Here is a 25,381-nt window from a genome sequence, read left to right on the forward strand (position 1 = left end):
TTACGTATAATTAAAAATGTCTATACGTAAAAAAGCAACTCAAACCATTGAATTGCTTTTCATAATTTTATTGCGGTAGGTTTTACTTTTAGTCTTTAAGCTTTTCTCTTTCTGCTTAAAGATAAATTTCTTTCCTTGCTGATGCCAACGTATTTTTCAATAAACCGACAATCGTCATTAAACCAACACCACCCGGAACTGGCGTAATGTAAGATGCTTTTGGCGCTACGTTTTCAAAATCTACATCACCATAAAGTTTGAAACCAGATTTAGTTTCGGCAGAAGTTTCGCGGTTAATACCAACATCAATAATTATTGCACCTGGTTTAACCATATCGGCCGTAATGAAGTTCTTTTTACCAATCGCAGCGATGATAATATCTGCCTGTAAAACCTGTTCTTTTAAATCTTTTGTACGAGAGTGTGTAAGCGTTACCGTACAATTGCCCGGGTTTGCGTTACGGCCCATCAAAATACTCATCGGACTGCCAACAATATTACTCCTGCCAACCACAACACAATGCATACCAGTAGTGTCAATATTGTATTCTTGCAGCATCAATAAAATTCCGTAAGGCGTTGCAGGGATGAAACAAGGCAGATTACGCATCATTCTGCCCAAGTTAACAGGATGAAAGCCATCTACATCTTTACGGTAATCAATCGTTTCAGTAACTTTTTCAGGGTCGATATGCTTTGGTAAAGGTAATTGAACAATTAATCCATCAACATCAGCATCTTGATTAATTTCTTCAATTTTTGCTAAAAGTTCAGCTTCAGTAACCGAATTATCGTACCTGTGAAGTGAAGATTTAAAACCTACCTTTTCACAGTTTTTCATCTTACTGGCAACATAAGTTTCGCTGCCACCATCGTTACCGACTAAAATGGCAACCAAGTGGGGTTTGCGACCACTTTTACTTAAAAATTCTGCAGCCTCTTCAGCAATCTGAACTTTAACTTTTTCTGATACGTATTTACCGTCTAATAATTTCATTTCCTAAGTATCAAGTATCAAGTATTAAGTATCAAGCTTGGCAAACGTCTTGCTACTTGATACTCATATCTCGTTACTAATAATCTATTAATCCAATTTCAAAACTGCCATAAACGCTGTTTGCGGAATCTCTACATTTCCAACCTGGCGCATACGTTTTTTACCTTTTTTCTGCTTTTCCAATAACTTACGTTTACGGGAAATATCGCCACCGTAACATTTAGCCGTAACATCTTTACGTAAAGCACTAAGCGTTTCGCGGGCAATAACTTTAGCACCTATAGATGCCTGTATTTTAATTTCGAACTGCTGACGAGGGATTAACTCTCTCAATTTTTCGCAGATTTTCTTTCCGAAATCGTAAGCATTACTGCGGTGAATTAATGAAGATAAAGCATCAACAGGCTCATCATTTAATAACATATCCAAACGAACCAAATCCGACTTACGATAACCTGTTTGGTGATAATCAAAAGAGGCATAGCCTTTAGAAATCGTTTTCAGTTTATCATAAAAATCGAATACAATTTCGCCCATTGGCATTTCGAACACCAATTCAACTCTGTCAGATGTGAGGTAGGATTGATTGACAATAATTCCACGTTTTTGGATACAAAGCGACATCACAGGACCAACAAATTCGGCCTTAGTGATGATGTTTGCCTTAATATACGGCTCTTCTACAGAATCCAATTTACTTGGGTCAGGCAAATCTGATGGATTATTTACAATAATTTCATCACCTTTTGTAGTGTGCGCGATGTATGATACGTTTGGAACCGTCGTAATTACGGTCATATCGAATTCACGCTCCAAACGTTCCTGGATAATTTCCATATGCAGCATGCCCAAGAATCCGCAACGGAAACCAAAGCCCAAAGCTGCTGAACTTTCTGGTTCGAAAACAATAGACGCATCATTCAATTGCAACTTGTGCATTGCTTCGCGAAGTTCTTCAAACTCGTCGGTATCAACAGGATAAATACCTGCGAAAACCATTGGTTTTACTTCCTCAAATCCTTGAATTGCATCTAATGATGGCCTTGCAGTAGTGGTAATCGTATCACCAACTTTTACTTCTCTGGCTTCTTTAATTCCAGAGATAATATAGCCCACATCACCGGTTTTAACTACGCTACGTGGTGCCATATCAAGTTTCAAAATACCCACCTCATCAGCTAAGTATTCTTTCCCTGTATTGATGAATTTTACTTTATCACCTTTTTTAATTTCGCCGTTAACAACCTTGTAATAAGCAATAATACCTCTGAATGAATTAAAAACAGAGTCGAAAATTAAGGCTTGTAATGGTGCATCTGGGTCGCCAACAGGTGCAGGAACACGGTCCACAATGGCCTGAATAATATCAGGAATACCCATACCTGTTTTGCCTGATGCAGGAATAATATCTTCGCGTTTACAGCCGATTAAATCAATAATCTGGTCTTTCACTTCCTCGGGCATCGCCCCCGGCAAATCCATTTTATTTAAAATTGGGATAATTTCAAGGTCGTGTTCCAAAGCTAAATATAAGTTCGAAATCGTTTGAGCCTGAATCCCTTGCGATGCATCAACAATAAGCAAGGCACCCTCGCAAGCCGCTATAGAACGCGAAACTTCATAAGAAAAATCTACGTGTCCGGGTGTATCAATTAAGTTAAAATTGTACTCAATATCCCCAACTTTGTAGTTCATTTGTATGGCATGACTTTTAATTGTAATGCCCCTCTCGCGCTCCAAATCCATGTTGTCGAGTAATTGCGCCTGCGCTTCACGCTGCGAAATCGTCGCTGTATATTCTAATAACCTATCGGCCAGCGTGCTCTTACCATGGTCGATATGTGCAATAATGCAAAAATTACGTATATGCTTCATATTTGCGCAAAGATATAGTTTTTAATGGAAAATGTAGGATGGAAAAACAGAATGGTAAATTGCTGAATTTTGATGATTTTAAAAGCAAAGCCTGTATTTTTCGGTTACCTCAGCCTTACTTTTCTCCTTTTTTTGAGTATTATCAGAAGATTAAAATTTGCACTAAAAAAGTATGCCGTTCCAATCAGGTTTATGTATTTTAATGTTGTAATTCGTCGAAAGGTTTCCTTTCATCAGCCTATGCTATTAGTAGAGTAACAATACAACAATTAAACCATCTAATACTCATCCAAACAAAACTGAACTTGTTAAGCTTAACTAACATCAATAAAAAATACGGTAGCCACGAAGTGCTGAACATTAGTGAATGGAGGATTGATAATGGAATACATTGGTTAAAAGGTGGCAATGGAACGGGTAAATCGACCTTATTTCGAATCATTTCTGGACAAATACCTTTCGATGGCGAAGTAGAGTTGAACGGCATAAATCTGAAAAAAGAACCAATTAAATTTCGCTCGAAAATCAGTTTCGCTGAAGCTGAACCTCAATATCCTTTATTTATTACAGGAAATGAACTGATAGATTTTTATACTGAAACCCGCAATACTCAAAGAAAACAAGCTGATGAACTTGCTGATTACTTTGAAATGTCTGCCTTTCTGTATAATAAAATTGGTATTTATTCCAGCGGGATGCTGAAAAAACTTTCTTTGATTTGCGCATTCATTGGAAACCCGGATTTATACATTTTGGATGAACCACTAATTACAATTGATATCGCTTCAGCAGATAAACTATATTGCTTGATTAGAGAAATGGCTGTTCAGGGAAAATCATTTCTCTTATCTTCTCATCAAGAAGTTAGCAGCGATAAACTGAAATTAGATACCGTACTCCAAATCATTGATAAACAAATTGTTCAACTTTAAATGCTGAAGTTATTAATTAATAGTTTAGCGAAAGAATTCTATCAGCAACACGCTGGATTTTTTCTGGTTGGGATTTATATTTTATTCGGCGTGGTAGAACCATCGCAATTAATCGGCTATCAAAAAGCTTTGCTTTTGGCAGGTATTTCTTCGCCGATTGGTTTGGCAATTGTATTTATCTCGTGGCTTTTGTATTCATTAAAAGCATATTTCTTCATCAAACAGAAGCTTTTACAAGCTAAGTATGATTTCGTAAGTGAAACAACGGCTTTAAATATTGATACTCAATTGAAATTATGGCTAAGATTATATTTAGTAATACTTGCCCCAATTTTAATCTATGTTTTTCTATTAATCGGCTTAAGTTTCATCTATCATCTTTATTTAAGTATCGTAAGCATTTTAATAATTTTTCCGGCTTTGATTTATGGTTTATCATGGCGAACCTATCAATCGTTAACTTTTGGCTTTCTTAAACAGGAAAGGCAAATCATAAATTTTGGTTTTAAATTCAAGAAGCCTTTCTTTTCCTGGCCGTTATTTCATTTGTTTAACGAGCAACCTTTAATGTTGCTGATGTGCAAATTATTATCACTCGTTTTCTTCAAAGGAATGTTGTGGATGTTTGCTGACATAGGAAATGGTATTCGGGTTTTATTGGTTGCAATGTTAGCATCAATTTTATGCCATGCAACACTGGTTTTCACTTTGTTGAAATTCGATACAGAATATCTTAACTTCAGTAAAAGTCTTGAAATATCGGTGTACAAAAGACTTCTAAATTGGCTGTTGGTTTTTATAATTATTTTAGTTCCAGAATGGATATTTCTGATATCGGCATCTCATTTTGATTTATATTCGATTGCAAATGGTTTTGTATTCGGACTATCGGGATTAATATTTCTCCTAACCTTATCATATATAGTAAAGTTGAATATGGATAATTACCTAAAATGGCTGTTATTCTTTTTCTTTGCTTCGATGTGGGCAATTCTTGGGCACTATTACCTTTTATTCTGCTTGGCCTTATTAGTTACCTGCACATTATATTATGTGATGATGTTTAACAAAACCGACTTAAAAGGGATAGAATAATAAAGTCGTCATGGCGAGGGCACGAAGCAATCTTCCACTCTCGTTAAGCTAGCTATAGCATTAAGATTGCTTCGTGCCTCGCGATGACGGAAAAATTAAACCATTGTTTTCTTCCATTTACCTTTTTTAAATAAGATAAATGCTGCAACGGCGATACCAGCTTCGGCAGTTGGAATGGCGATGAAAACCCCAGTCGGTCCCATTTCTAAATATTTAGCGAGGAGATAAGCCAGTGGAATTTGGAATAGCCAAAAGGCAAAAATATTAATCTTAGTTGGTGTCCAGGTATCGCCTGCGCCATTAAATGCACTGCTGAAAACCATTGCTGCACCATAAATTACAAAACCAACACTCAATATTTTTAGGGCACGACTTGCAATCTCAATTACTTTTATATCAGAAGTGAAGAATGAGGCAAATAAATGCCCGCAGGTCAAAAACACCACGCTAACAACAGCCATGAAAATGATGATGTATTTTAAGGTTTGATAAACGGATTGCTCAGCTCTATCCACATGGCCTGCGCCTAAATTTTGCCCCACTAATGTTGCCGCTGCATTGCTTAATCCCCAGGCTGGCAATAAAAAGAACATCATTAATCTAAGTGCGGTTTGATAACCAGCAGAGCCCTCATCGCCACCGGTAGTGGCAACCAACTCCGCTAAAAATACCCAGCTACAACTTGCAATTACAAATTGAAAAATAGCAGGGGCAGCAATTTTTACAATAGCTTTGATTTGTTCGAAATCCGGAATAAAATGGTTCAGCCGAATTTTTAATGCATTTTTTCCATTGAATAAATTATAAACCTGGTACGTAACACCTAATCCGCGGCCAATGGTAGTTGCTATCGCCGCACCTGTTAAGCCAAACGCCGGTATTGGTCCGAAACCATTAATTAAAACAGGGCAGAGAATAATATTCGCTAGGTTAGCTATCCACAAACTTCTCATTGCAATTGCTGCATTGCCAGCACCTCTGAAAATACCGTTAATTAAAAATAACAGGACGATAATGATACTTCCACCCATCATAATACGAACGAAATTGGTACCATGTTCTGCGGTTTCGGTTGAGGCGCCCATTAATAGAAGAATGTCTTTTGCATAAATTAATCCGGCAATGCTGATAATAATATTTACCGCAACTGCAATCACAATGGTTTGCATACCAGCTTTTGCTGCAGCTTCCGGGTTTTTCTCGCCAATTCTTCGTGCCACGACTGCCGTCGCTGCCATGCTTAACCCAACGGCTAATGAATAAATAATAGTTAAAACTGATTCTGTTAAACCTACTGTTTGTATTGCATTACTACTGTTCTTTAAGTGACCAACAAAGTATAAATCGACTAATGCGAAAACCGATTCCATCGCCATCTCCAACATCATTGGAATGGCTAACAGAATAATTGCCCGTTTGATGCTTATTGAAGTTAAATCTACTTCGTGACCTTTTAAAGATTGCACAAGTACATCAAAAAAAGAAGATAGTTTGCCCTGTGTCTTTACTGACTGTGACATATATAAATGTATAATATAATGAATAAACCAATAGATAGGCAGCAAAGCTACACATATCTGAAACTGAAATGGGAGGGAATCCTTGGTTGCTTAGAACCTCAAACGGATTGCAGATACTATCATGGTTCTGTTCTTTTTGATAAGGCAAAGATAAATAAATTTTCTAATTGTCAAATTTTGATGACTGATTTTTGAAGTGTTGATTAATTTGAAACAATTAATAGATAATATAATAGCTGGTCAGTCATTTCAACTGGAGCGAAGCGCAATAGAGAAATCTTTGAACATCGCTATTGCGTTTATTCCGAAGATTTCTCGGCTTTGCTCGAAATGACGACTTACCAATATTATATACTATACGCCTTTATCATTTCTTCAGTCACCTTTGTGCCGCGGCTGGTATTTAAATCAATCAATACGTAATCAAAAGTCCCATCAGAGGCTACTTTTCCGGTTTTTTTATTGATGATTTCAAACTGCACTGAGCAGCCTTTATCATGCATGGTCAAAATACCTGTGCGTATTAACATCAAATCATTCATTAAAAGCGGGCGCTTGAAATTAATATCGACATGACTAACGACCCAGCCTAAACCTTGCTTGGTGAAATGCTCCCAGGGCATTCCATAGAATTTTTCCATTTGCTCGTAACGGGCTGCCAATACATAATCCAGGTATTTGCTGTTATGTACATGGTTGAACATGTCTATATCATCGGGACGTACACGTAATTCACTTTCGAAAATGCTAAATTGATTCTTTTCCAAGGGTAGATGTTTTTTGCAAAAGTATTAATTAAGCTTGAATGTAAAGTATTACCGGCAAAATGCAATAATTAATGTATTGTATTACTGACTATTTTTGTATTTTTGATATTAGATGGGAAAGCTTAAGTTATATGACATTACAATTCCACGCGAAACCATAGTTGAGGAACGTGAGGATGTTTATTTGAGCCGTACCCCCGAGCAGCGTTTTTTTAGTGTTCTACAGCTTAATTACATTTCGGTTACTATGAACGGTGGTAAGCCATTAAAATTTCCAAAAGGTAAAGGGCTTGTAATCTGCAAGCCTACCATATAATTGCTTTATGTCTTTTGATAAAGAAAATCCTGAAATGCTTTTGTTATTGAAAACATTTGAGCAGTTTAATGTTAATTATCTAATTGTTGGCGGTTTTGCTGTTAACCGATATGGTTATAATCGTACTACAGGTGATTTAGATATTTATCTTAAGGATACTAAAGATAACAGATAAAATCTGATTTATGCCCTTGATAAAATGGGGCTATGGCAGATATGATATGTTATTAGATGTGCCTATAATTGCTGATTATTGTGAAGTTTTTGATGGATGATGGCATGTATGCTGATTTAATGACTGATATTCCTGGATTGGATAAACACAAGTTTGATGACTATTTTCAGATGGCTACTGTTGATGAAATTAATGTTATTAAAGTAAGGTTTCTGCATTATAATCATCTTTTGGATAACAAGCGGGCCACCAATAGGCCTAAAGATCAGCTCGATGTTTTAGAATTGGAGCGCATTAACAAAAGAAATTAAGTTTCTTGCCTGTATTAAGTTTTCTAAACCTGACCTTGCCGAAATTCTTTTAAAATTACAGCTTTTAACGTATTGTTCTGAGAGACGAAGAATCCGCAACCTATGAAACAACTCCTCGTACCTCGGAATGACAGAGTTTTTAAAAGATTGTGGCGAGGGCGGGAGTGTGGTAGCAATTAAAACCGAACCTTGCTTTTTTAGAACTGAGCTTTCAGGTCAATTTAATAATTCAGCAATTAAACAATTCACCACGCTTTGTTAATATGTAAAAATACTTTATCTTTGCGCCACAATTAATTAATTTTTATTGCTTTAATATTATTCAAGAAATGTATTTAAGTCCAGAAAAGAAAGCCGAAATCTTTAAACAACACGGCGAAGTAGAAACCAACACGGGTTCTGCTGAAGGTCAAGTAGCGTTATTTACATACCGTATTGCGCACTTAACAGAACACTTAAAGAAAAATCGTAAAGATTTCTCTACGCAGTTGTCACTTCAAAAATTGGTAGGTAAACGTCGCGGTATCTTGGCTTACCTATACAAAAAAGATATTGAGCGCTATCGTGCTATCATCAAAGCTTTATCGCTTCGTGATATCATTAAACAAAAATAAGCGAATTTTATCAGCGAAAGCCATTCTTCAGGGAATGGCTTTTTACATTTCCTGTTAATATTTTAACGGGATTTATTATAGATAGGCTATTTAAACCTTATCTTCGTTTGCAAAAACAAAAACATATATAAACAACGGTGTGTAGAAAGAGGAAAACACACCATAATTCTATTTAAATGAATGTAATAAAAAAATCGTTCGATTTGGGCGATGGCAGAATTGTAGAAATTGAAACTGGTAAATTGGCTAAACAAGCTGATGGTTCGGTTGTGGTAAAAATGGGCGATACGATGTTGTTAGCAACGGTTGTATCTACTGTTGGCGCTAAACCAGGTACTGATTTTTTACCTTTATCGGTTGATTATCAGGAAAAATATGCGGCTACTGGTCGTATTCCAGGTGGCTTTTTACGTCGTGAGGCAAGATTATCTGACTATGAGGTTTTGATCTCTCGTTTGGTTGATAGGGCTTTACGTCCAATGTTCCCAAGCGATTACCACTCTGATACGCAGGTGATGATTTCATTGATCTCTGCTGATAAAAATATCATGCCTGATTGCTTAGCTGGTTTAGCAGCATCGGCTGCATTATCAGTTTCTGATATTCCTTTTAACGGTCCGATTTCTGAAGTACGTGTTGCAAAAATTGATGGTAAATTGGTAATCAACCCATTAGCAAGCGATTTAGAACGTGCTACTTTAGAGTTTATGGTTGCTGGTTCGGCTAACGACATAGGTATGGTTGAAGGCGAGTGCGACGAAATTCAGGAAGATGAAATGGTTGAAGCTTTAAAATTTGCACATGATGCAATTAAAGTTCAATGTGCTGTTCAGGTTGAATTAACTGAAGCCACAGGTAAAACTGTAAAACGCGAATATAGCCACGAAGACCATGATGCTGATTTAAAAGCTAAAGTTTATGCCGATACTTACGATAAAGTTTATGCTGTAGCGAAAGCTGGTGGCAATAAAGATGTTCGTAAAGAAGGTTTTACAGCAATCATTAACGAATTCTTCGAAGCAATGCCTGAAGATACCGCAGATTTAACTAAAGCAATGGCTAAACATTATTACCATGATGTTCAGTACGATGCAATCAGAAATCTGTTATTAGATGAAGGTATTCGTTTAGATGGCCGTAAGACTAATGAAATTCGTCCAATCTGGAGTGAAGTTGGTTATTTACCTGCTGCTCACGGTTCAGCTGTGTTTACACGTGGCGAAACGCAATCACTAACTTCAGTTACTTTAGGTAGCAAAGATGATGAGCAAATGATTGATGGTGCTTTCTTCAACGGTTACAACAAATTCTTATTGCACTATAATTTCCCTGGTTTCTCAACCGGAGAGGTTAGGCCAAATAGAGGTGCTGGACGTCGTGAAATTGGTCACGGTGCTTTAGCGCAACGTTCATTGAAAAAAGTATTGCCACAAGGTGAGTCAAATCCTTATACAATTCGTATCGTTTCTGATATTTTAGAATCTAACGGTTCATCATCAATGGCGACTGTTTGTGCTGGTACTTTAGCACTTATGGATGCAGGTATTAAAATCAAATCGCCGGTTTCAGGTATCGCAATGGGTTTAATTACCGATGAGAAAACCGGTAAATACGCAATCCTTTCTGATATTTTAGGTGATGAAGACCATTTAGGTGATATGGACTTTAAAGTAACCGGTACTGAACATGGTATTGTTGCATGTCAAATGGACTTAAAAATCAATGGTTTATCATACGAAGTTTTAACAAAAGCTTTATTACAGGCTAAAGAAGGTCGTTTACACATCTTAAACGAGATGAAGAAAACCATCAGCTCGCCTAATGAAGATTACAAACCACATGCACCACGTATTGTGTCTTTAACTATTGATAAAGAATTTATCGGTGCCATTATCGGCCCTGGAGGTAAAATTATCCAGGAAATGCAACGAGAAACTGGCGCATCAATCTCTATCGAAGAAGTTGATGGTAAAGGTATCGTTGAAGTTTTCGCTGATAATAAAGCTGCTATCGATGCTGCAGTTACCCGTATCCGTAACATCGTAGCTAAACCAGAAATTGGTGAAGTTTACCAGGGTAAGGTAAAATCAATTATGCCATTCGGTGCATTTGTTGAAGTTATGCCGGGTAAAGATGGTTTATTACACATCTCTGAAATTTCATGGGAACGTTTAGAAACAATGGACGGTGTATTGAAAGAGGGTGATAAAATCGAGGTTAAATTATTAGATATCGATAAACAAGGTAAAATGAAACTTTCCCGTAAAGTTTTATTACCAAGACCAGAAAAACCAGCTGCGCCAAAAGCGTAAGTAAAGCCGGGGCGGAAGTCCGAAGTCGGTAGATATTAAAGATTAGCCCTTTCAGTGTAAAACTGAAAGGGCTTTTTTATTGATTACTATTTTGTTTAATGAGGATTTTGTAACTTGCCGTATTACTAAAATTGTATAACCAACTCGTCATTACAGGGTAGGAAGCAATCTTTATCGAAAAATAGATTGTTTCATGCTTTTCAATGACGACAAAATAAATTAGATGAAATACATTATTGCTCCATCCATACTTTCTGCCGATTTCGGCAATCTGCAACGCGATATTGAAATGATTAATCAAAGTGAGGCCGACTGGTTTCATGTTGATGTGATGGATGGTGTTTTTGTACCTAATATTTCCTTTGGTTTTCCGGTGATGGCTGCTGTAAAAAAGCACGCTGACAAACCTCTGGATGTCCATTTAATGATAGTTGAACCAGATAAATTTATTCCTGAATTTGCGAAGGCAGGTGCCGATAGAATTACGGTTCACTATGAGGCTTGTACGCATTTACACAGAACGATTCAGTTAATTAAAGCGTCGGGATGTAAAGCTGGACTTGCTTTAAATCCCCATACACCGGTTACTTTATTGCAAGATGTAATTCAGGATTTAGATTTGGTTTTGATTATGTCTGTTAATCCGGGTTTCGGCGGACAGCAATTTATTCACAATACCTATAAGAAGATACAAGATTTAAAACGCTTAATTCAAGGTGTTAATGAAGACTTAATTATTGAAGTTGATGGTGGTGTAGGTCTACAAAATATTGCTACATTAGTAGCAGCAGGTGCTAATGCTTTTGTGGCTGGAAATGCAATTTTCGCAACAGATAATCCAAGAGAAACGATTTCTAAAATGAAAGGCTTGATAACTGGCAATATTTATATTTAATTGTTTTATTGCTATATTTTTTCGATAATAGGGCGTATAGAGTCATAATTGTCTTGATACTTGATACTTAATACTTTTCTCGATACTAACCAATGCTCAAACTCCGGCTACTCCTTACCCTTTTAATCGCTGGTTGCAGTTTTGCTTTAGCGCAGCCCTTGGTTAGGATTTCGGGAATAGTTTACAGCGACGAAAAGTTGCCTTTAGCACAGGTAACGGTAAGCGTTTTAGGTCAGGCCTTATCTACTGTGACTGATGATTTTGGGGTTTATACCATCTATTCAAAATCGAGAACTTTTAGCATTAAATATTCGTTACTGGGTTATCAGCCACAAACTTTAAAATTTAACGAACGCTCCGGCGCCCGGATTACACAACAGGTAAACTTGGTCGCTAATGTTAATGAGTTAGATCAGGTAAATATCACGAATAAGCAAAACCAGTTAAGTAATACAACCACAATTAATATTGCAGATATTGCCTCCATGCCACTGGTATCCGGCAATTTCGAAACTATGCTTAAAAGTTTGCCAGGCGTTTCAACCAATAATGAATTAAGTGCTCAATACAGTGTTCGTGGAGGCAATTTCGATGAAAATTTAATTTACATTAACGACGTTGAAATCAACAGACCAGTTTTAATCCGCAATGGACAACAGGAGGGTTTGAGTTTTATAAATTCGGAATTGGTTAGCAAAGCCAAGTTTTCTGCCGGAGGTTTCGAGGCAAAATATGGCGATAAACTTTCATCGGTTTTAGATATTCGATATGATAAGCCTGACAGCAACCAAACCATTTTAAGTACGAGCTTCTTAAATACATCTTTAACTGTTAAAAGTAATTTTAAAAAGAGTTTTCTGCTCGCCGGTTTGCGGTATAAGAATAATTCAAGCGTACTGATTAAGCAAGATGAAAAGGGGAGTTATAACCCTAATTTTGCTGACGCACAGCTGATGTATCAATATGATTTTTCTTCAAAATTTAATATTAGTGTATTAGGAAATTTAAATCTTGGGCAGTTTAAATTGGTGCCAACAAATCGAGAAACTCAATTTGGCACTTTAAGCACTACTTTACGCTTGAATGTTGATTACACTGGCCAGGAGATTGATGATTACCAAACTTTAGGAACAGCTGTAACAGCAACTTATTCTCCGAAACCTAATCTGGTTATTAAGTTCATAAACAGTTACTTCAATACAATTGAAAGAGAGCGTTTCGATATTGACGGCAGTTATGTTTTTGATGAAGTTGACAATACTTTTTCGGTAGAAAATTTTGGTCCGGTTACTAAAAACAGAGGAATTGGGAGTTATTATAATTACGGTCGGAATAGCTTAAATACGCAGGTATTTGCCTCAGAAATAAAGGTTGACCAAAACTTCAATAATCATGTTTTTTCCTGGGGGTTAAAGTTTGATAAATCTAAATACGACGACCGTTTAAATGAGTACAATTACACCGATTCTGCGGGGTATATTTTGCCAAATAACACAAAAAACATTGTGTTGCAAAATTTAATCAATACGGAGAATAATATTGATATTAAAAATTACAGCGCTTATGTTCAGGATAGTTATTCACTTTCAGATTATGCAGAACTTCAGCTTGGCACTCGTGCAACTTATAGTTCTTTGAGTAGACAATTACTGATTAGTCCGAGAATGTTAATTGCCTACCGACCAAATTCCAATAATAAGATTTTAAGGTTTACGGCTGGCGTTTACAAGCAGCCACCCTCATACCGAACCATAAGAGATTTTACCGGCAATTTGAATATTAACCAAAAAGCGCAAAGCTCTTACAACACCTCCATAGGTTATGATTACGCTTTTGATGCGTTTGGAACCCGGTTGAAGTTTACATCTGAGGCTTATTTTAAATATTCGGACAAGTTAATTCCTTACAAGATTGATAACCTGCGGATTAAATATTTAGCAAATGAAGTTTCCAAAGGTTATGCCTACGGTGCTGATTTTAGCATTGGTGGTGAGTTCGTAAAAGATTTGGTTTCGTATTTCAGGATGTCGGTTATGCATGCCAATGAGAATATTATCGGTGACAGTTATGTTCAAAATGGCGAAACGATTTACCCTGGTTATTTAAAGCGTCCGACTGATCAAAGGGTTAATTTTTCTGTGTTTTTCCAAGACAGGTTATTGAATAGTCCGACCTATAAAGTACACTTAAATGCATTATATGGTTCCCGTTTACCAATCGGACCATCACAAACGCCTAAATATTTGGATAAATTCTATGTGCCATCTTACAAACGGATAGATATTGGTTTCTCGAAAGATTTTCTCGACGACGCTGCCTTACATAAACCTAAGTTTTTGGAGAAGAACTTCAATTCTGTAATTCTGTTTTTCGAAGTTTTTAATATGTTAAATATTGATAACACGGTTTCGTATTTATGGCTGAAAGACGTTGATAATGTACAGTATGCAATTCCGAATTATTTAACGGGAAGACAGTTTAATTTGAAGTTAATCGTCAAGTTGAAGAATAAATCGTGATTAAACCTGGATTTAAGAATTATAGGATTTCAAGATCTTATAAATAAAAAGCAAACAACGAAACAGATTATTCATTCCTCGGAATAAAAGAGATTTGAAAAAGATTTCAGCATATGGCGTGACTGCTGAATTTGAAAGTAGCATAAAAATCTGTGTTTATCTTCCTGCCTCTGTTGCTAATTAATCTCATTACAAAAACTGTAATAAAAACATCTTTTTTGCCTTAATTTTTAACAAAATTTAATTTTTTATGATACGATTTTATAGGCATAACTGCTTTAAAAATTTTACATTTACGGCCATAAAACATTATATAATAAGATGAAGCATAATTTTGGCGCAGGCCCTTGTATTTTACCTCAAGAAGTGTTTAAACAAGCTGCACAGGCAGTTTTAGATTTTAACGATGGATTATCGATTTTAGAAATTTCGCACAGAACAACCGAATTTGAGGCAGTTGTTGCTGAAGCTGATAAGTTGGTAAAAGAGTTACTAAATGTGCCATCGGGTTATTCCGTTTTATTTTTACAAGGCGGTGCAAGTTTACAGTTTGCAATGGTTCCAATGAATTTATTAGCCGATGGACAAACCGCAAGTTATTTAGATTCTGGTGTTTGGGCATCAAAAGCTTTAAAAGAAGCTAAATTTGTAGGCAATGTAAATGTTGTTGCATCTTCGAAAGATTCAAACTATACATTTATACCGAAAGATTTCAATATCCCTGCTGATAGTGCATATTTCCATTATACTTCGAACAATACAATTTACGGAACAGAGCTTTTCGAAGTTCCGGAAACGAGCGTTCCTGTAGTTTGCGATATGTCTTCGGATATTATGAGCCGTGTAATTGATGTTTCAAAATTCGATTTGATTTATGCCGGTGCGCAGAAAAATATAGGTCCAGCAGGATTAACCATCGTTATTGTTAAAGATGAGGTTTTAGGTAAAACTGATCGGAAAATTCCATCTATGCTGAACTATCAGTCTCATATCGATAACGGTTCCATGTACAACACGCCTCCGGTTTTCTCCATTTATGTGGCTTTATTAAATCTTCGTTGGTTAAAATCTAAAGGTGGTGTTGCTGAAATTGAGAAAGAAAACAAACAAAAAGCTGAGGCACTTTATAGAGAAATAGACCGTAATCCTCTATTTAAAGGCACCTGTGCAGTTGAAGACCGGTCCAGAATGAATGTTTGTTTTGTAATGGAAAATACTGAGTTGGAAAAACCATTTCTGAAATTTGCAGAAGAGCAAGGTATTGTGGGTATTAAAGGACACCGAAGTGTTGGTGGTTTTCGTGCATCAATGTATAATGCGCTGCCAATAACAAGCGTACATGCATTGATCGATGCAATGCAATCTTTCGAAGAAAAACAGGCAAAGGCAAATTAATTTAAATTTTAACAGGTAATTGATTTGCATTTAAATACCCGTCTACCGTCTGGCAGGTGTGTAATCAATTTAATCAGTGAAATCACAAGTATGATTAAAATATTAGCAAACGATGGGATAGACCCTATCGGAAAAGAATTATTAGAAAAAGCGGGTTTCCAGGTTGATACAGAAACGATTCCGCAAGACCAGTTAGCTGAAGCTCTAAAAAGCTATGACGCAATTACGGTTCGTAGCGCAACAAAAGTTAGAAAAGAACTTATCGATGCTGTACCAAATATTAAATTAATTGGTAGGGGTGGCGTTGGTATGGATAATATTGATGTTGAATACGCTCGAAACCAGGGTGTTGCAGTGGTAAATACGCCAGCTGCCTCCTCCTTATCAGTGGCAGAATTAGTTTTCGCTCACTTGTTTACAGGCATCCGGTTTTTGCAAGACGCTAACCGTAAAATGCCTGTTGAGGGCGCTACTCAATTTAACAACCTTAAAAAAGCTTATGCAAAAGGAACTGAATTAAGTGGTAAAACTATTGGTATTATTGGCTTTGGTCGTATTGGTCGTGCAACGGCAAAAGTAGCTTTAGGCTTAGGCATGAAAGTTTTGGCTTACGATTTATATCCTTCAGAATCTGAAATTACTTTAGAATTTCAAGGTGGTCAATCGGTAAGTATTCCAATTAAAACCGTTTCTTTAGATGAAGTAATTGCAGGTAGTGATTTCCTCAGTTTGCATACGCCTTTTGCGGATAAGCCAATTTTAGGTGCCGAAGAATTCGCTAAAATGAAAAATGGCGTTGGTTTGGTAAATTGTTCACGTGGCGGAACGATTGATGAACCAGCTTTAATTGAAGCGCTGGATTCGGGAAAATTAGCTTTCGCTGGTTTAGATGTTTTTGATAATGAGCCTACACCGTTAGCAGCAATTTTAACTCATCCAAAAATTTCGTTAACACCGCATATCGGTGCATCAACTAACGAAGCGCAAGAACGTATCGGTACGGAATTAGCGACTTTAATTATTGAGCATTTTAAGAAGTAATAAAATATTTGCATTCTGAGCTTGTCGAAGAACAATCGTGTTTCGACAGGCTCAACATAACATCCTCATTAATCCAAAGCTTTCGTTAACACCCAGTAGCGATAACCTAATATCGCTTTCTGAACAACTGTCAACTTATTAGGGTCTTTTTTATATAAACTTGGTAAAATCATATTGTTGATTTTAACCAGAAATTTAAATAGTGCCTTTTTCATATTTCTTTAGCTTTTTATTGAAGAAATAAAATCCGCCGGCCATTACTAAAAGCAAAAAGGTGATGATATAAAAAGATAAACCTCCGTTATTCTTTTTTGATAAATCGCTTTTTAATTCTTCGTTTTGGTCTTGCAGTTTTTTAATGGTTCGCATATAACCCTCTAGCCGTTCTTGCGAATTATCTGCAACGGCCACTTTTTGTTGGTTTTGCAAGTCTTTATAGTCCATTAAAACTTTCAGCTCTTTAAATATATTGTTATCTGTTAGCACAACCTGACGGAGAATTTCATTGGAATTTTTAATGTCTTTTTTGGTTTGCCAACCAAATATTCCGGTTCGTTGATTCAGGCTTTCATCATACTGACCGAACTTAGCACTTCGCTCTGTTAACAGTGAATTAACTTTAACACGTTGTGCCGCATAAGCGATTGTATCTTGCTGAGCAAAAGTTTGAAAACTCAGGAATAGGATGTAGAGTAGATATAAATATTTGTTCATGGGATATAAACGTGAAAAGGGTGGAAGTTGTTTGGACTTAGTTCAATGGTTCATTTGTCATTGGTTCAATGGTTTGCAAAGCGGCTATACTGCTCAAATCATTGGTATAATCTCAATTTTATATCAGGCATCTTGCCAAATGAACAACTGAACTAATGAACCATTGAACAAGGTTAAGGATGAAACTCTACCCTTACGATATCGCCAAGGTGCAAACCTAGTAAACCACTTGCTTTACCTTTATTAATTGCAATCTCAAGGTGGTTACTAATTCCAAACAAGCAAAGCTTTTCGCCCTCTTGAACTTCATTGTAATGCCAGCTTAGTTGTGTAATGGTTTCACTTTTTCTGAAGTACAAAGTAAAGTCGCGGTTTTTTTGAATTTTTGTAAAAAGATCTTTCGTAATATTGGTAATTACATTGCAGAAAGTATCAATATAAACTACACTTCCCCGAATGATATCTCGCTCAATAACAGGGTGTAATAGCATCTTTTGCTCAATCTCCGCTACAGGTAAACCAATGTCTTTTAATTTACCACCTTTAGCCAGATGTGTAGCAGCTTTTACAAAAATATCAACCAGCGGGAAGTGAAGATATTTTAAATCCTGCATAATATTCAATTCCACCACGTCATCAGGAACATCATCAAAAAGCAAAGAAAAAATACCGTTATCGGCACCAACGAAATAGTGGTCGCGGTGTTTAACAGCAATGTATTTAGTGTTTTCGCTGTACACAGAATCTATACCGATTAAATGCACCGTATTCTTTGGGAAGTACGGATAAGCATTTTTTAGAACGAATGCAGCGTAAGAAATGTTAAACGATGGAACATCATGGGTAATATCAACTAAATTAACATTAGGCATAAGACTCAACAAACTACCTTTAAGGGCACTCTGGTAAAAATCTTTTGAACCTAAATCTGTTGTTAAAGTAATTATCCCCATTAAAAATTCATTATTATTGCTTATTCTTGTGTACAGGCATAAGCGTCTGCAAATATTCAAATTTTAATTAATATACCCCGATAACTTTTTAAAATACTACAGTTTGAACGAATTAAAATTAACTCTGGATACCGTAAATCCTGCTCACTTTTGGGGGGCGAATAACGAGAATTACGAAATGATTAAAGGTGCTTTCGCGAAATTGAAACTGGTAGCGAGAGGTAGTGATGTTAAGGTTCTCGGTGACGAACAGGAACTCAAGGCATTTGAAGAAAGATTTAACCTGCTTGTTGCACACCTTGAGAAATATAGTTCATTAACGAATAATGATGTAGAATCTATCTTAGGTGCGAAGGCTAGCGGGGTTGCAAAAAAAGATGCAGAGCAACCAACAGGTGGCGGTGGCGAAGTAATTGTTTTTGGTACCAATGGATTATTGGTAAAAGCAAGAACTGCAAATCAGCGTAAAATGGTCAGCAGCATTGCCAAAAATGATATTCTTTTTGCTATTGGTCCTGCGGGAACAGGTAAAACTTACACGGCAGTTGCTCTGGCCGTCCGTGCGTTGAAAAATAAAGAGATCAAAAGAATTATATTAACACGTCCGGCAGTTGAGGCAGGCGAGAACCTTGGTTTCTTACCCGGCGATTTGAAAGAAAAAATCGATCCTTATTTACGCCCGCTTTATGATGCTTTGGATGATATGATTCCTGCAGAAAAGTTGAAGTTTTATATTGAAAACCGAACTATTGAGATTGCGCCACTGGCTTTTATGCGTGGGCGTACCTTGGATAACTGCTTTGTGATTCTGGATGAAGCTCAAAATGCGACTGATATGCAGCTGAAAATGTTTTTAACGCGTATGGGACCAACGGCAAAATTTATTGTTACCGGTGATGTTACGCAAGTCGATTTACCCAAAAAACAAATGTCGGGTTTGTTTAATGGTTTAAGAATTCTGGAAGATATTAAAGGCATCGATATTATTTACCTGAGCGGGGAAGATGTTGTTCGCCACAAATTGGTTAAAGATATCCTGAAGGCTTACGGAGATATCCAGTAATTTCTGTAAAATGAAAAATGTAAGATGGATGATTAAAAAGTATAAATGCTTTAAAACCCATCATCCATCTTAAATAAATCCATCTAACAATATTTATTATGGAAAGTATCGATTTGCAAACTGACTTAAAACTTTCCTTTGAAAAATTGCCTCACAACGTAAGGCTAATCGTTTTAAAGAATGATAAAGAATGGGTCTGTAAAAAGGAAAAGCTTGGCAGACTATTTTATTTTGCGGAAGCTGATGAAGAACATCTTTTCAATGGCAGACTTCAATTATTTAAAAATGAACATAAGATAAATATTCAGGTTAAAAATGAATTTATTGGAACAATTTCAAATGAGACCTTTAAACAGGTTTTAAGCAAATTGAAATAATTTACACCTCGCAGCGACCAAACTACGAGGTTTTTCATTTTACATATATTATCTTCTGACTTCTGTCATCCGACCTCGGACTTTCCGACTTTTTTATTTATTTTTATCCCCTCATGAAAGCATTAAAAGAAACCCATTTTAATTTCCCAAATCAGAGCAATTTCTATAAAGGTAAAGTACGCGATGTGTACACCATTTCCGATACATTTATGGTAATGGTGGTGTCAGACCGCATTTCCGCATTCGATGTTGTTTTGCCTGAAGCCATTCCTTTTAAAGGTCAGGTTTTAAACCAGATTGCTGCTAAGTTTTTAGCTGCTACGCAGGATATCGTTCCGAACTGGGTTTTAGCTGTTCCGGATCCGATGGTTACAATCGGCCGTATTTGCGAACCCTTTAAAGTTGAAATGGTTATTAGAGGTTATTTAGCCGGACATGCCTGGCGTGAGTATAGTGCAGGCAAACGTTCTGTTTGTGGCGTTTCCTTGCCAGATGGATTAAAGGAGAACGATAAATTACCTCAACCAATTATTACACCAACAACGAAAGCATCTGTTGGGCATGATGAAGACATTTCCAGGGAGGCTATTTTAACCAAAGGAATCGTTTCTTTAACTGATTACGAAAAATTAGAAGAATATACTTACGCCTTATATCAACGGGGAACTGAAATCGCGGCAAAAAGCGGATTAATCCTGGTTGATACCAAATACGAATTCGGTAAAGCCGATGGGGTTATTTACCTAATTGATGAAATCCACACACCCGATTCTTCGCGTTATTTCTATGCTGATGGCTATGAAGAACGCCAGAATGCAGATGAACCACAAAAGCAACTTTCGAAAGAATTTGTAAGAAAATGGCTAATCGAAAATGGTTTTCAAGGTAAGGATGGTCAGGTAATTCCGGAAATGACTCCTGAAATCGTGAGCTCAATATCTGAACGTTATATCGAACTATATGAACAAATTGTGGGTGAGACATTTATAAAAGCTGATGCTGATGCGATTTCGAGCCGCATAGAAAGCAATGTTTTAAAGGCTTTGGAAACCCTTTAAAATTTTATACATTAGTAAAATAAAGATTAGAAGAGATGAAATTTTCAGTAGATAAACACGATAAATATGTAACGCTGAAGCTTAAAGAGCCAAGGTTTACAAATGATAACGCACCAGGTTTAAAATCTGAATTATACCTGCTTAATGCAGAAGGCTTTAAAAACATAATTGTTGATTTAAGCCATGTTAAAGAATGTAAGGATGCACAAGATTTAAGTTGCTTATTAGTTGGCGACAGGCTGTGCAAGTCGGCGGGTGGTTTATTTATTGTAACCGGAATTAATGATGAAATCGCTCCGATAATAGAATTGTCAAACATATTTCAATCTGTAACGTTTGTTAATACATTAGCGGAAGCAACCGATTTCATCTTTATGGATGAATTGGAAAAAGAGTTCAGAGGCGATAAATAAACACATTTAAATAAATTCTGGCCTCGTAGTTTTTTAAAAATCTACGGGGCTTTTTATATCTAAACACTATGAAATTTGAAGTTACAATTTTAGGAAGCAGTTCGGCAACACCTGTTTTTAACAGGAACCCATCGGCACAGCTCTTAAATTGTAACGAAAAATATTATCTTATAGACTGCGGCGAAGGTACGCAACAACAATTTACAAAATATAACCTTAAAGCTGCCCGAATCGATTATATTTTTATCAGTCATTTGCATGGCGACCACTATTTTGGCTTAATTGGCTTGTTGTCAAGTTTACATTTAAACGGACGAATTAAACCCATGCAAATTTTTGGCCCGAAGCCACTTCTGGAAATACTTGAAATTCAGTTTAAATATTCTGATACTATTTTAAGATATCCTATAGAGTTTTTTCCGATCGAAGCTGATGAACCCCGTCAGATTTTCGAGAATCAGGATTTGATTGTTAAAACAATTGTTTTGAATCACAGAATTCCGACAACCGGTTTTATTTTTTATCAGAAACAAAGGCAACGCAAGCTGATTAAAGATAAAGCAGATGAAATTCCTATGGCTTATTACACAGCCCTGAAAAAAGGAATTGATGTAGAATTGCCTGACGGGAAAATTTTAAAAAGTGAAGATTACACAACGCCGGCAGAACCGCCCAGGTGCTATGCTTACTGCTCGGATACCATGTACGATGAGAAATATTTCCCAGCAATTAAAGATTGTAACACGCTTTATCACGAGGCAACCTTTATGCATGAACTTTTAGACCGGGCAAATGAAACCCATCATACAACGGCATTACAGGCAGGAGAGGTCGCTAAAATTAATGGTGTAAAGAAATTATTAATAGGTCATTTTTCATCTCGTTATAAAACGCTTCAGATGCTTTTGGAAGAAACACAATCTGTTTTTGAGAATACAGAATTAGCGGTTGAAGGAAGGACTTTTCAGCTTTAGTTTTTTATTTAACCACAAAGTACACAGAGAATAGCCGCAGAGATGGGTACAGATTAAACGTTAATATAATCTGCATTTTGTGGGCGCCTTTTGCTGAGTTTCTACCAGCCGAACTATCCGAGGCATCCATCATACATTTTACATCTCTCATTTTCCATGTCAGGAATTGATTGCAAAAAAAAGCCTCGCAATTTAAATTGCAAAGCTTTCGGTTTTTATAAAAAATAATTATTACTTATCTTTTTTATTTCCACCTCCAAATACAGAGAAGTGAACATAACGTTTAGGATTAGCCTTTAAATCTATCATCAATTCATCAAGGTTTTTTGAAGCATTGTTTAAGTTTTGATACATCTTATCATCATTCAATAATAAGCCTAAACTCCCTTTCCCATCTTTAATCCCTGAAATTACGCTTTGTAAGTCGGCAATAGCATTATTTGCATTATCTAAAGTTTGTTTAAAATTAGCAGCAGCAAACTTATCAGTAACCGTATTGATATTCGTTAAAATATCGCTGATTTTCTTGTTATTGTTATTTAAGTTAGCCGTAATTCCTTCTACATTTTTAAATATTGCTTCAATACGGGCACTTTCAGAACCAACCAAACCATCTACTTTTTTTGAAGTGGTTTCTAATGATGCCAATGTACCGGCAATGCTGTTAAAACTCCTGTCAACATTTTTCTGAAAATTAGGATTTAAAATAGAATTAACACTGCTCAAGATTGAATCCATTTTACCAATTATCAATTCCGCTTTCTTTTGAACAGGTTCAACCTGCTCCATTAAACCTTTCTCTACATTGGCATTTAACAGAAAGCCGTCTTCAGCCATTTTTTTTGAATTGCCCAGCGACATCACAATTGCTTTACTTCCTAAAAGATCCGTACCTTCTAAACGGGCTATACTATTTTCAGGAATGTCGTATTTACTATTGATGCTTAAGGTGGCCAGGATAGTTCCTCCGGGCTCCAGTTGTAATGCTGCCACACGTCCAATCTGATAACCGTTAATTAAGACCGGTTTTGATACTGTCAGACCGTCAACCCTGGTGTACCTGGCAAATAGTTTGGTTTCGCTTGAAAAGATAGAGTTACCTTTTAAAAAGTTGTATCCGATAATTAATAAAGCTATGGCAAATGCGGCTAAAATACCTACTTTGGTTTCATTCCTAATCTTCATGAGTGTTTTATTTAATGGCTACAGGCGCTAAAATTAATCATTATTACCTGCTCGAGCGCTATTTTTGATTTATTGATGTTAAATATGTAACTGTTATTACACAAATCTATCATCAGGATTTTTGTTTGATATATTATTTTTTTAGTTAAATTAATTATCATTTATAATGCCAATTATTTAACTTCTATATTTTTTTTATACGTTTTAATTGCTGTTAATATCGATTCGGCAATTTCATCTTGTCCTTTTTCGGAGTTTATATATTTTTCTTCCGCCTTATTTGAAATGAAACCAACCTCCGTTAAAACTGCCGGCATGCCACATCTTTGCAGCACGAGAACACCCTGTTCTTTTACGCCTCTGCTTAAACGCTCATCTCTGCTGATGTAACTGTTTTGAATCAATTTTGCAAACTTAATGCTTTTATCGCGAAAGGCATTTTTTAATAACGATAAAAGTATAAATGATGTCGGGTCATTTGGATCATAACCTTCATATTTTGCCTTATAATTTTTCTCTAATTTAATATCTGCATTTTCCCGAATTGCGGCATCCTGTTCTTTTAAACGATGAGAACCTGCAACCAGGGTTTCCACACCTTTAATATGTTTATTGCCCGGAGGCATCGAATTGCAGTGAACAGATATAAATAAATCCGCATTCGCGTCGTTAGCGATTTCTGCTCTTTTGTATAAATCTACATCAACATCTTTTGTTCTCGTGTAGATTACCTTAATGTCAGGAAGATCTTGTTTTATTCTGGCGCCAAGTTTTAACGCAACTTTTAAGGAAATATCTTTTTCAGTGGAAAAATCTCCGGAAGCGCCGGGTTTTCTTCCGCCATGCCCGGCGTCGATAACAATTGTTTTAATTTTATAACCCTGGGCTAAAGTATTTTGGGTATAAGTTAATGCCAAAAGAAGAAAAAGTATTACGGTGGAATGCTTAAAATTCATTACGGCCATTTAAAACGAAGTTTCTGCTAAACGTTTATAATTTTTTACGGCCCTGACAATACCGCTAACAATTTCATTCTGACCTTCAGGTGAATTCATATAATCTTCTTCTTCAGGATTACTTACAAAGCCAATTTCGGTAAGCACTGCAGGCATAGACGCTCTTGCCAAAACGGCCAGACTTTTTTCTTGTACCCCTCTGTTAATCCTTCCTGCACTTATGTATTCTTGTTGAAGCATCGATGCAAATTTAAGGCTTCTATCGCGATTGGTTTGCTTCATAATCGAAAGCATAATATCGTTTTCGGGCGAATTGGCAATAAAACCTTCGTAGTTTTTTTGATAATTATCTTCTAAAAACATAGATGCATTTTCCCTTTTGATCACCTCATCCTGATCACTTAAACGGCTTGTACCTGATACAAAAGTTTCTGTGCCTCTTGTAGACGTACTTTTAGAAGTAATTGTTCTGTAAACCGGCACTCTTCTGCCTTTAACTTTTTTATAATAATCTACTACTCTCGATACGCGAACCGGCATATCGTTTAAGTGGATAGAAATAAAAAGATCTGCTTTTGCATTATTGGCGATGTTTATCCGCTCGTATAACGGAATAAAAACATCAGTTTGCCTGGTATAAATTATTTTAATATCCTTGATACTGTCTTGCAAAGCCTGGCCAAGATTTAATGCCGTTTTTAATGCAACATCTTTTTCTTTAGAATAAACACCATGTGTAGCACCATCCTTACCGCCGTGACCGGCATCTATAACAATTGTTTTAATTTTATATTCTTGCGCAAACAGCTGATTATCAGTTGCATTTAAGAGCGTTAAACAAATAATAATGGTCAAAAGTTTTTTAAGATACATCAATGGTATATTTTTCACTAATTTTGAACGTTTTTGATTAAACATTTGTGC

General features: G+C 36.3%; 26 protein-coding genes. 16 read left to right on the forward strand and 10 right to left on the reverse strand.

Going from position 1 to position 25,381, the window contains the following annotated elements:
- Positions 1 to 115 precede the first annotated feature (115 nt).
- Complete coding sequence (locus tag O0931_RS05185) at positions 116 to 997, reverse strand: bifunctional 5,10-methylenetetrahydrofolate dehydrogenase/5,10-methenyltetrahydrofolate cyclohydrolase (protein ID WP_269414487.1); 882 nt, start codon at positions 995 to 997, stop codon at positions 116 to 118.
- 87 nt (positions 998 to 1,084) lie between these two features.
- Positions 1,085 to 2,872, reverse strand: a complete 1,788-nt coding sequence (lepA, locus tag O0931_RS05190; protein WP_269414488.1) for a translation elongation factor 4 — start codon at positions 2,870 to 2,872, stop codon at positions 1,085 to 1,087.
- A 305-nt stretch (positions 2,873 to 3,177) separates the two neighbouring features.
- Between lepA and O0931_RS05195 the strand changes: the two genes are divergently transcribed.
- Together O0931_RS05195 and O0931_RS05200 are read left to right on the forward strand one after the other, a co-directional pair.
- Positions 3,178 to 3,804 (forward strand): ATP-binding cassette domain-containing protein, encoded by a 627-nt coding sequence (locus O0931_RS05195; RefSeq protein ID WP_269414489.1) that lies wholly within the window; start codon positions 3,178 to 3,180, stop codon positions 3,802 to 3,804.
- The gene (locus tag O0931_RS05200; RefSeq protein WP_269414490.1) at positions 3,805 to 4,899 is read left to right on the forward strand and encodes a hypothetical protein; all 1,095 of its coding nucleotides are present in this window, start codon (positions 3,805 to 3,807) and stop codon (positions 4,897 to 4,899) included. It abuts the gene before it with no gap.
- A gap of 95 nt (positions 4,900 to 4,994) precedes the next feature.
- On the opposite strand, the gene O0931_RS05205 is transcribed toward O0931_RS05200, so the two are convergent.
- On the reverse strand, positions 4,995 to 6,419 hold the full coding sequence (locus O0931_RS05205; RefSeq protein ID WP_269414491.1) for an MATE family efflux transporter: 1,425 nt from the start codon (positions 6,417 to 6,419) through the stop codon (positions 4,995 to 4,997).
- Between the two features lie 347 nt (positions 6,420 to 6,766).
- Positions 6,767 to 7,186 carry an acyl-CoA thioesterase gene (locus O0931_RS05210; protein ID WP_269414492.1) on the reverse strand — a complete coding sequence of 140 codons (420 nt, stop codon included), beginning with the start codon at positions 7,184 to 7,186 and terminating at the stop codon, positions 6,767 to 6,769.
- 112 nt (positions 7,187 to 7,298) lie between these two features.
- On the opposite strand from O0931_RS05210, the gene O0931_RS05215 reads away from it, so the two are divergent.
- From O0931_RS05215 to O0931_RS05255, 9 genes are all read left to right on the forward strand, one after another.
- Positions 7,299 to 7,502 carry a hypothetical protein gene (locus O0931_RS05215; protein WP_269414493.1) on the forward strand — a complete coding sequence of 68 codons (204 nt, stop codon included), beginning with the start codon at positions 7,299 to 7,301 and terminating at the stop codon, positions 7,500 to 7,502.
- 7 nt (positions 7,503 to 7,509) lie between these two features.
- Positions 7,510 to 7,677: a hypothetical protein gene (locus O0931_RS05220; RefSeq protein WP_269414494.1), complete on the forward strand. Its 168-nt coding sequence runs from the start codon at positions 7,510 to 7,512 to the stop codon at positions 7,675 to 7,677.
- Between the two features lie 80 nt (positions 7,678 to 7,757).
- Positions 7,758 to 7,988: a hypothetical protein gene (locus O0931_RS05225; RefSeq protein ID WP_269414495.1), complete on the forward strand. Its 231-nt coding sequence runs from the start codon at positions 7,758 to 7,760 to the stop codon at positions 7,986 to 7,988.
- A gap of 329 nt (positions 7,989 to 8,317) precedes the next feature.
- Entirely contained in the window at positions 8,318 to 8,602 is a 285-nt protein-coding gene (gene rpsO, locus O0931_RS05230; protein ID WP_025146265.1) for a 30S ribosomal protein S15, read from the forward strand.
- Between the two features lie 176 nt (positions 8,603 to 8,778).
- Positions 8,779 to 10,914: a polyribonucleotide nucleotidyltransferase gene (gene pnp / locus O0931_RS05235; RefSeq protein WP_269414496.1), complete on the forward strand. Its 2,136-nt coding sequence runs from the start codon at positions 8,779 to 8,781 to the stop codon at positions 10,912 to 10,914.
- Positions 10,915 to 11,137: 223 nt separating this feature from the next.
- Positions 11,138 to 11,809, forward strand: a complete 672-nt coding sequence (gene rpe / locus O0931_RS05240; protein WP_269414497.1) for a ribulose-phosphate 3-epimerase — start codon at positions 11,138 to 11,140, stop codon at positions 11,807 to 11,809.
- Between the two features lie 92 nt (positions 11,810 to 11,901).
- Positions 11,902 to 14,328, forward strand: a complete 2,427-nt coding sequence (locus tag O0931_RS05245; protein WP_269414498.1) for a TonB-dependent receptor — start codon at positions 11,902 to 11,904, stop codon at positions 14,326 to 14,328.
- Positions 14,329 to 14,649: 321 nt separating this feature from the next.
- Positions 14,650 to 15,723: a 3-phosphoserine/phosphohydroxythreonine transaminase gene (serC, locus tag O0931_RS05250; protein ID WP_269414499.1), complete on the forward strand. Its 1,074-nt coding sequence runs from the start codon at positions 14,650 to 14,652 to the stop codon at positions 15,721 to 15,723.
- A gap of 90 nt (positions 15,724 to 15,813) precedes the next feature.
- Positions 15,814 to 16,764 carry a D-2-hydroxyacid dehydrogenase gene (locus O0931_RS05255; protein ID WP_269414500.1) on the forward strand — a complete coding sequence of 317 codons (951 nt, stop codon included), beginning with the start codon at positions 15,814 to 15,816 and terminating at the stop codon, positions 16,762 to 16,764.
- A 68-nt stretch (positions 16,765 to 16,832) separates the two neighbouring features.
- On the opposite strand, the gene O0931_RS05260 is transcribed toward O0931_RS05255, so the two are convergent.
- The 3 genes from O0931_RS05260 to O0931_RS05270 form a co-directional block, all read right to left on the reverse strand.
- Positions 16,833 to 16,979: a hypothetical protein gene (locus O0931_RS05260; RefSeq protein WP_269414501.1), complete on the reverse strand. Its 147-nt coding sequence runs from the start codon at positions 16,977 to 16,979 to the stop codon at positions 16,833 to 16,835.
- The gene (locus O0931_RS05265) at positions 16,960 to 17,478 is read right to left on the reverse strand and encodes a hypothetical protein (RefSeq protein ID WP_269414502.1); all 519 of its coding nucleotides are present in this window, start codon (positions 17,476 to 17,478) and stop codon (positions 16,960 to 16,962) included. The genes O0931_RS05260 and O0931_RS05265 overlap by 20 nt, the downstream gene beginning before the upstream one ends.
- A 173-nt stretch (positions 17,479 to 17,651) precedes the next feature.
- The gene (locus O0931_RS05270) at positions 17,652 to 18,431 is read right to left on the reverse strand and encodes an SAM hydrolase/SAM-dependent halogenase family protein (RefSeq protein WP_269414503.1); all 780 of its coding nucleotides are present in this window, start codon (positions 18,429 to 18,431) and stop codon (positions 17,652 to 17,654) included.
- Positions 18,432 to 18,534: 103 nt separating this feature from the next.
- On the opposite strand from O0931_RS05270, the gene O0931_RS05275 reads away from it, so the two are divergent.
- The 5 genes from O0931_RS05275 (at position 18,535) to O0931_RS05295 (ending at position 22,316) form a co-directional block, all read left to right on the forward strand.
- Positions 18,535 to 19,494, forward strand: a complete 960-nt coding sequence (locus O0931_RS05275; RefSeq protein WP_269414504.1) for a PhoH family protein — start codon at positions 18,535 to 18,537, stop codon at positions 19,492 to 19,494.
- A gap of 98 nt (positions 19,495 to 19,592) precedes the next feature.
- On the forward strand, positions 19,593 to 19,871 hold the full coding sequence (locus tag O0931_RS05280; RefSeq protein WP_269414505.1) for a hypothetical protein: 279 nt from the start codon (positions 19,593 to 19,595) through the stop codon (positions 19,869 to 19,871).
- 113 nt (positions 19,872 to 19,984) lie between these two features.
- Complete coding sequence (locus O0931_RS05285) at positions 19,985 to 20,929, forward strand: phosphoribosylaminoimidazolesuccinocarboxamide synthase (RefSeq protein ID WP_269414506.1); 945 nt, start codon at positions 19,985 to 19,987, stop codon at positions 20,927 to 20,929.
- A 35-nt stretch (positions 20,930 to 20,964) separates the two neighbouring features.
- Positions 20,965 to 21,342 (forward strand): STAS domain-containing protein, encoded by a 378-nt coding sequence (locus tag O0931_RS05290; RefSeq protein WP_269414507.1) that lies wholly within the window; start codon positions 20,965 to 20,967, stop codon positions 21,340 to 21,342.
- Positions 21,343 to 21,410: 68 nt separating this feature from the next.
- Entirely contained in the window at positions 21,411 to 22,316 is a 906-nt protein-coding gene (locus tag O0931_RS05295; protein ID WP_269414508.1) for a ribonuclease Z, read from the forward strand.
- Between the two features lie 231 nt (positions 22,317 to 22,547).
- On the opposite strand, the gene O0931_RS05300 is transcribed toward O0931_RS05295, so the two are convergent.
- From O0931_RS05300 to O0931_RS05310, 3 genes are all read right to left on the reverse strand, one after another.
- A complete protein-coding gene (locus O0931_RS05300; RefSeq protein ID WP_269414509.1) occupies positions 22,548 to 23,501 on the reverse strand; it encodes an MlaD family protein in 954 nt (317 codons plus the stop codon).
- 173 nt (positions 23,502 to 23,674) lie between these two features.
- Positions 23,675 to 24,457 (reverse strand): N-acetylmuramoyl-L-alanine amidase family protein, encoded by a 783-nt coding sequence (locus O0931_RS05305; RefSeq protein ID WP_269414510.1) that lies wholly within the window; start codon positions 24,455 to 24,457, stop codon positions 23,675 to 23,677.
- Between the two features lie 9 nt (positions 24,458 to 24,466).
- Positions 24,467 to 25,375 carry an N-acetylmuramoyl-L-alanine amidase family protein gene (locus tag O0931_RS05310; RefSeq protein WP_269414511.1) on the reverse strand — a complete coding sequence of 303 codons (909 nt, stop codon included), beginning with the start codon at positions 25,373 to 25,375 and terminating at the stop codon, positions 24,467 to 24,469.
- Positions 25,376 to 25,381 lie beyond the last annotated feature (6 nt).

This window comes from Pedobacter rhodius, from assembly GCF_027213645.1.
Lineage (GTDB): Bacteria > Bacteroidota > Bacteroidia > Sphingobacteriales > Sphingobacteriaceae > Pedobacter > Pedobacter rhodius.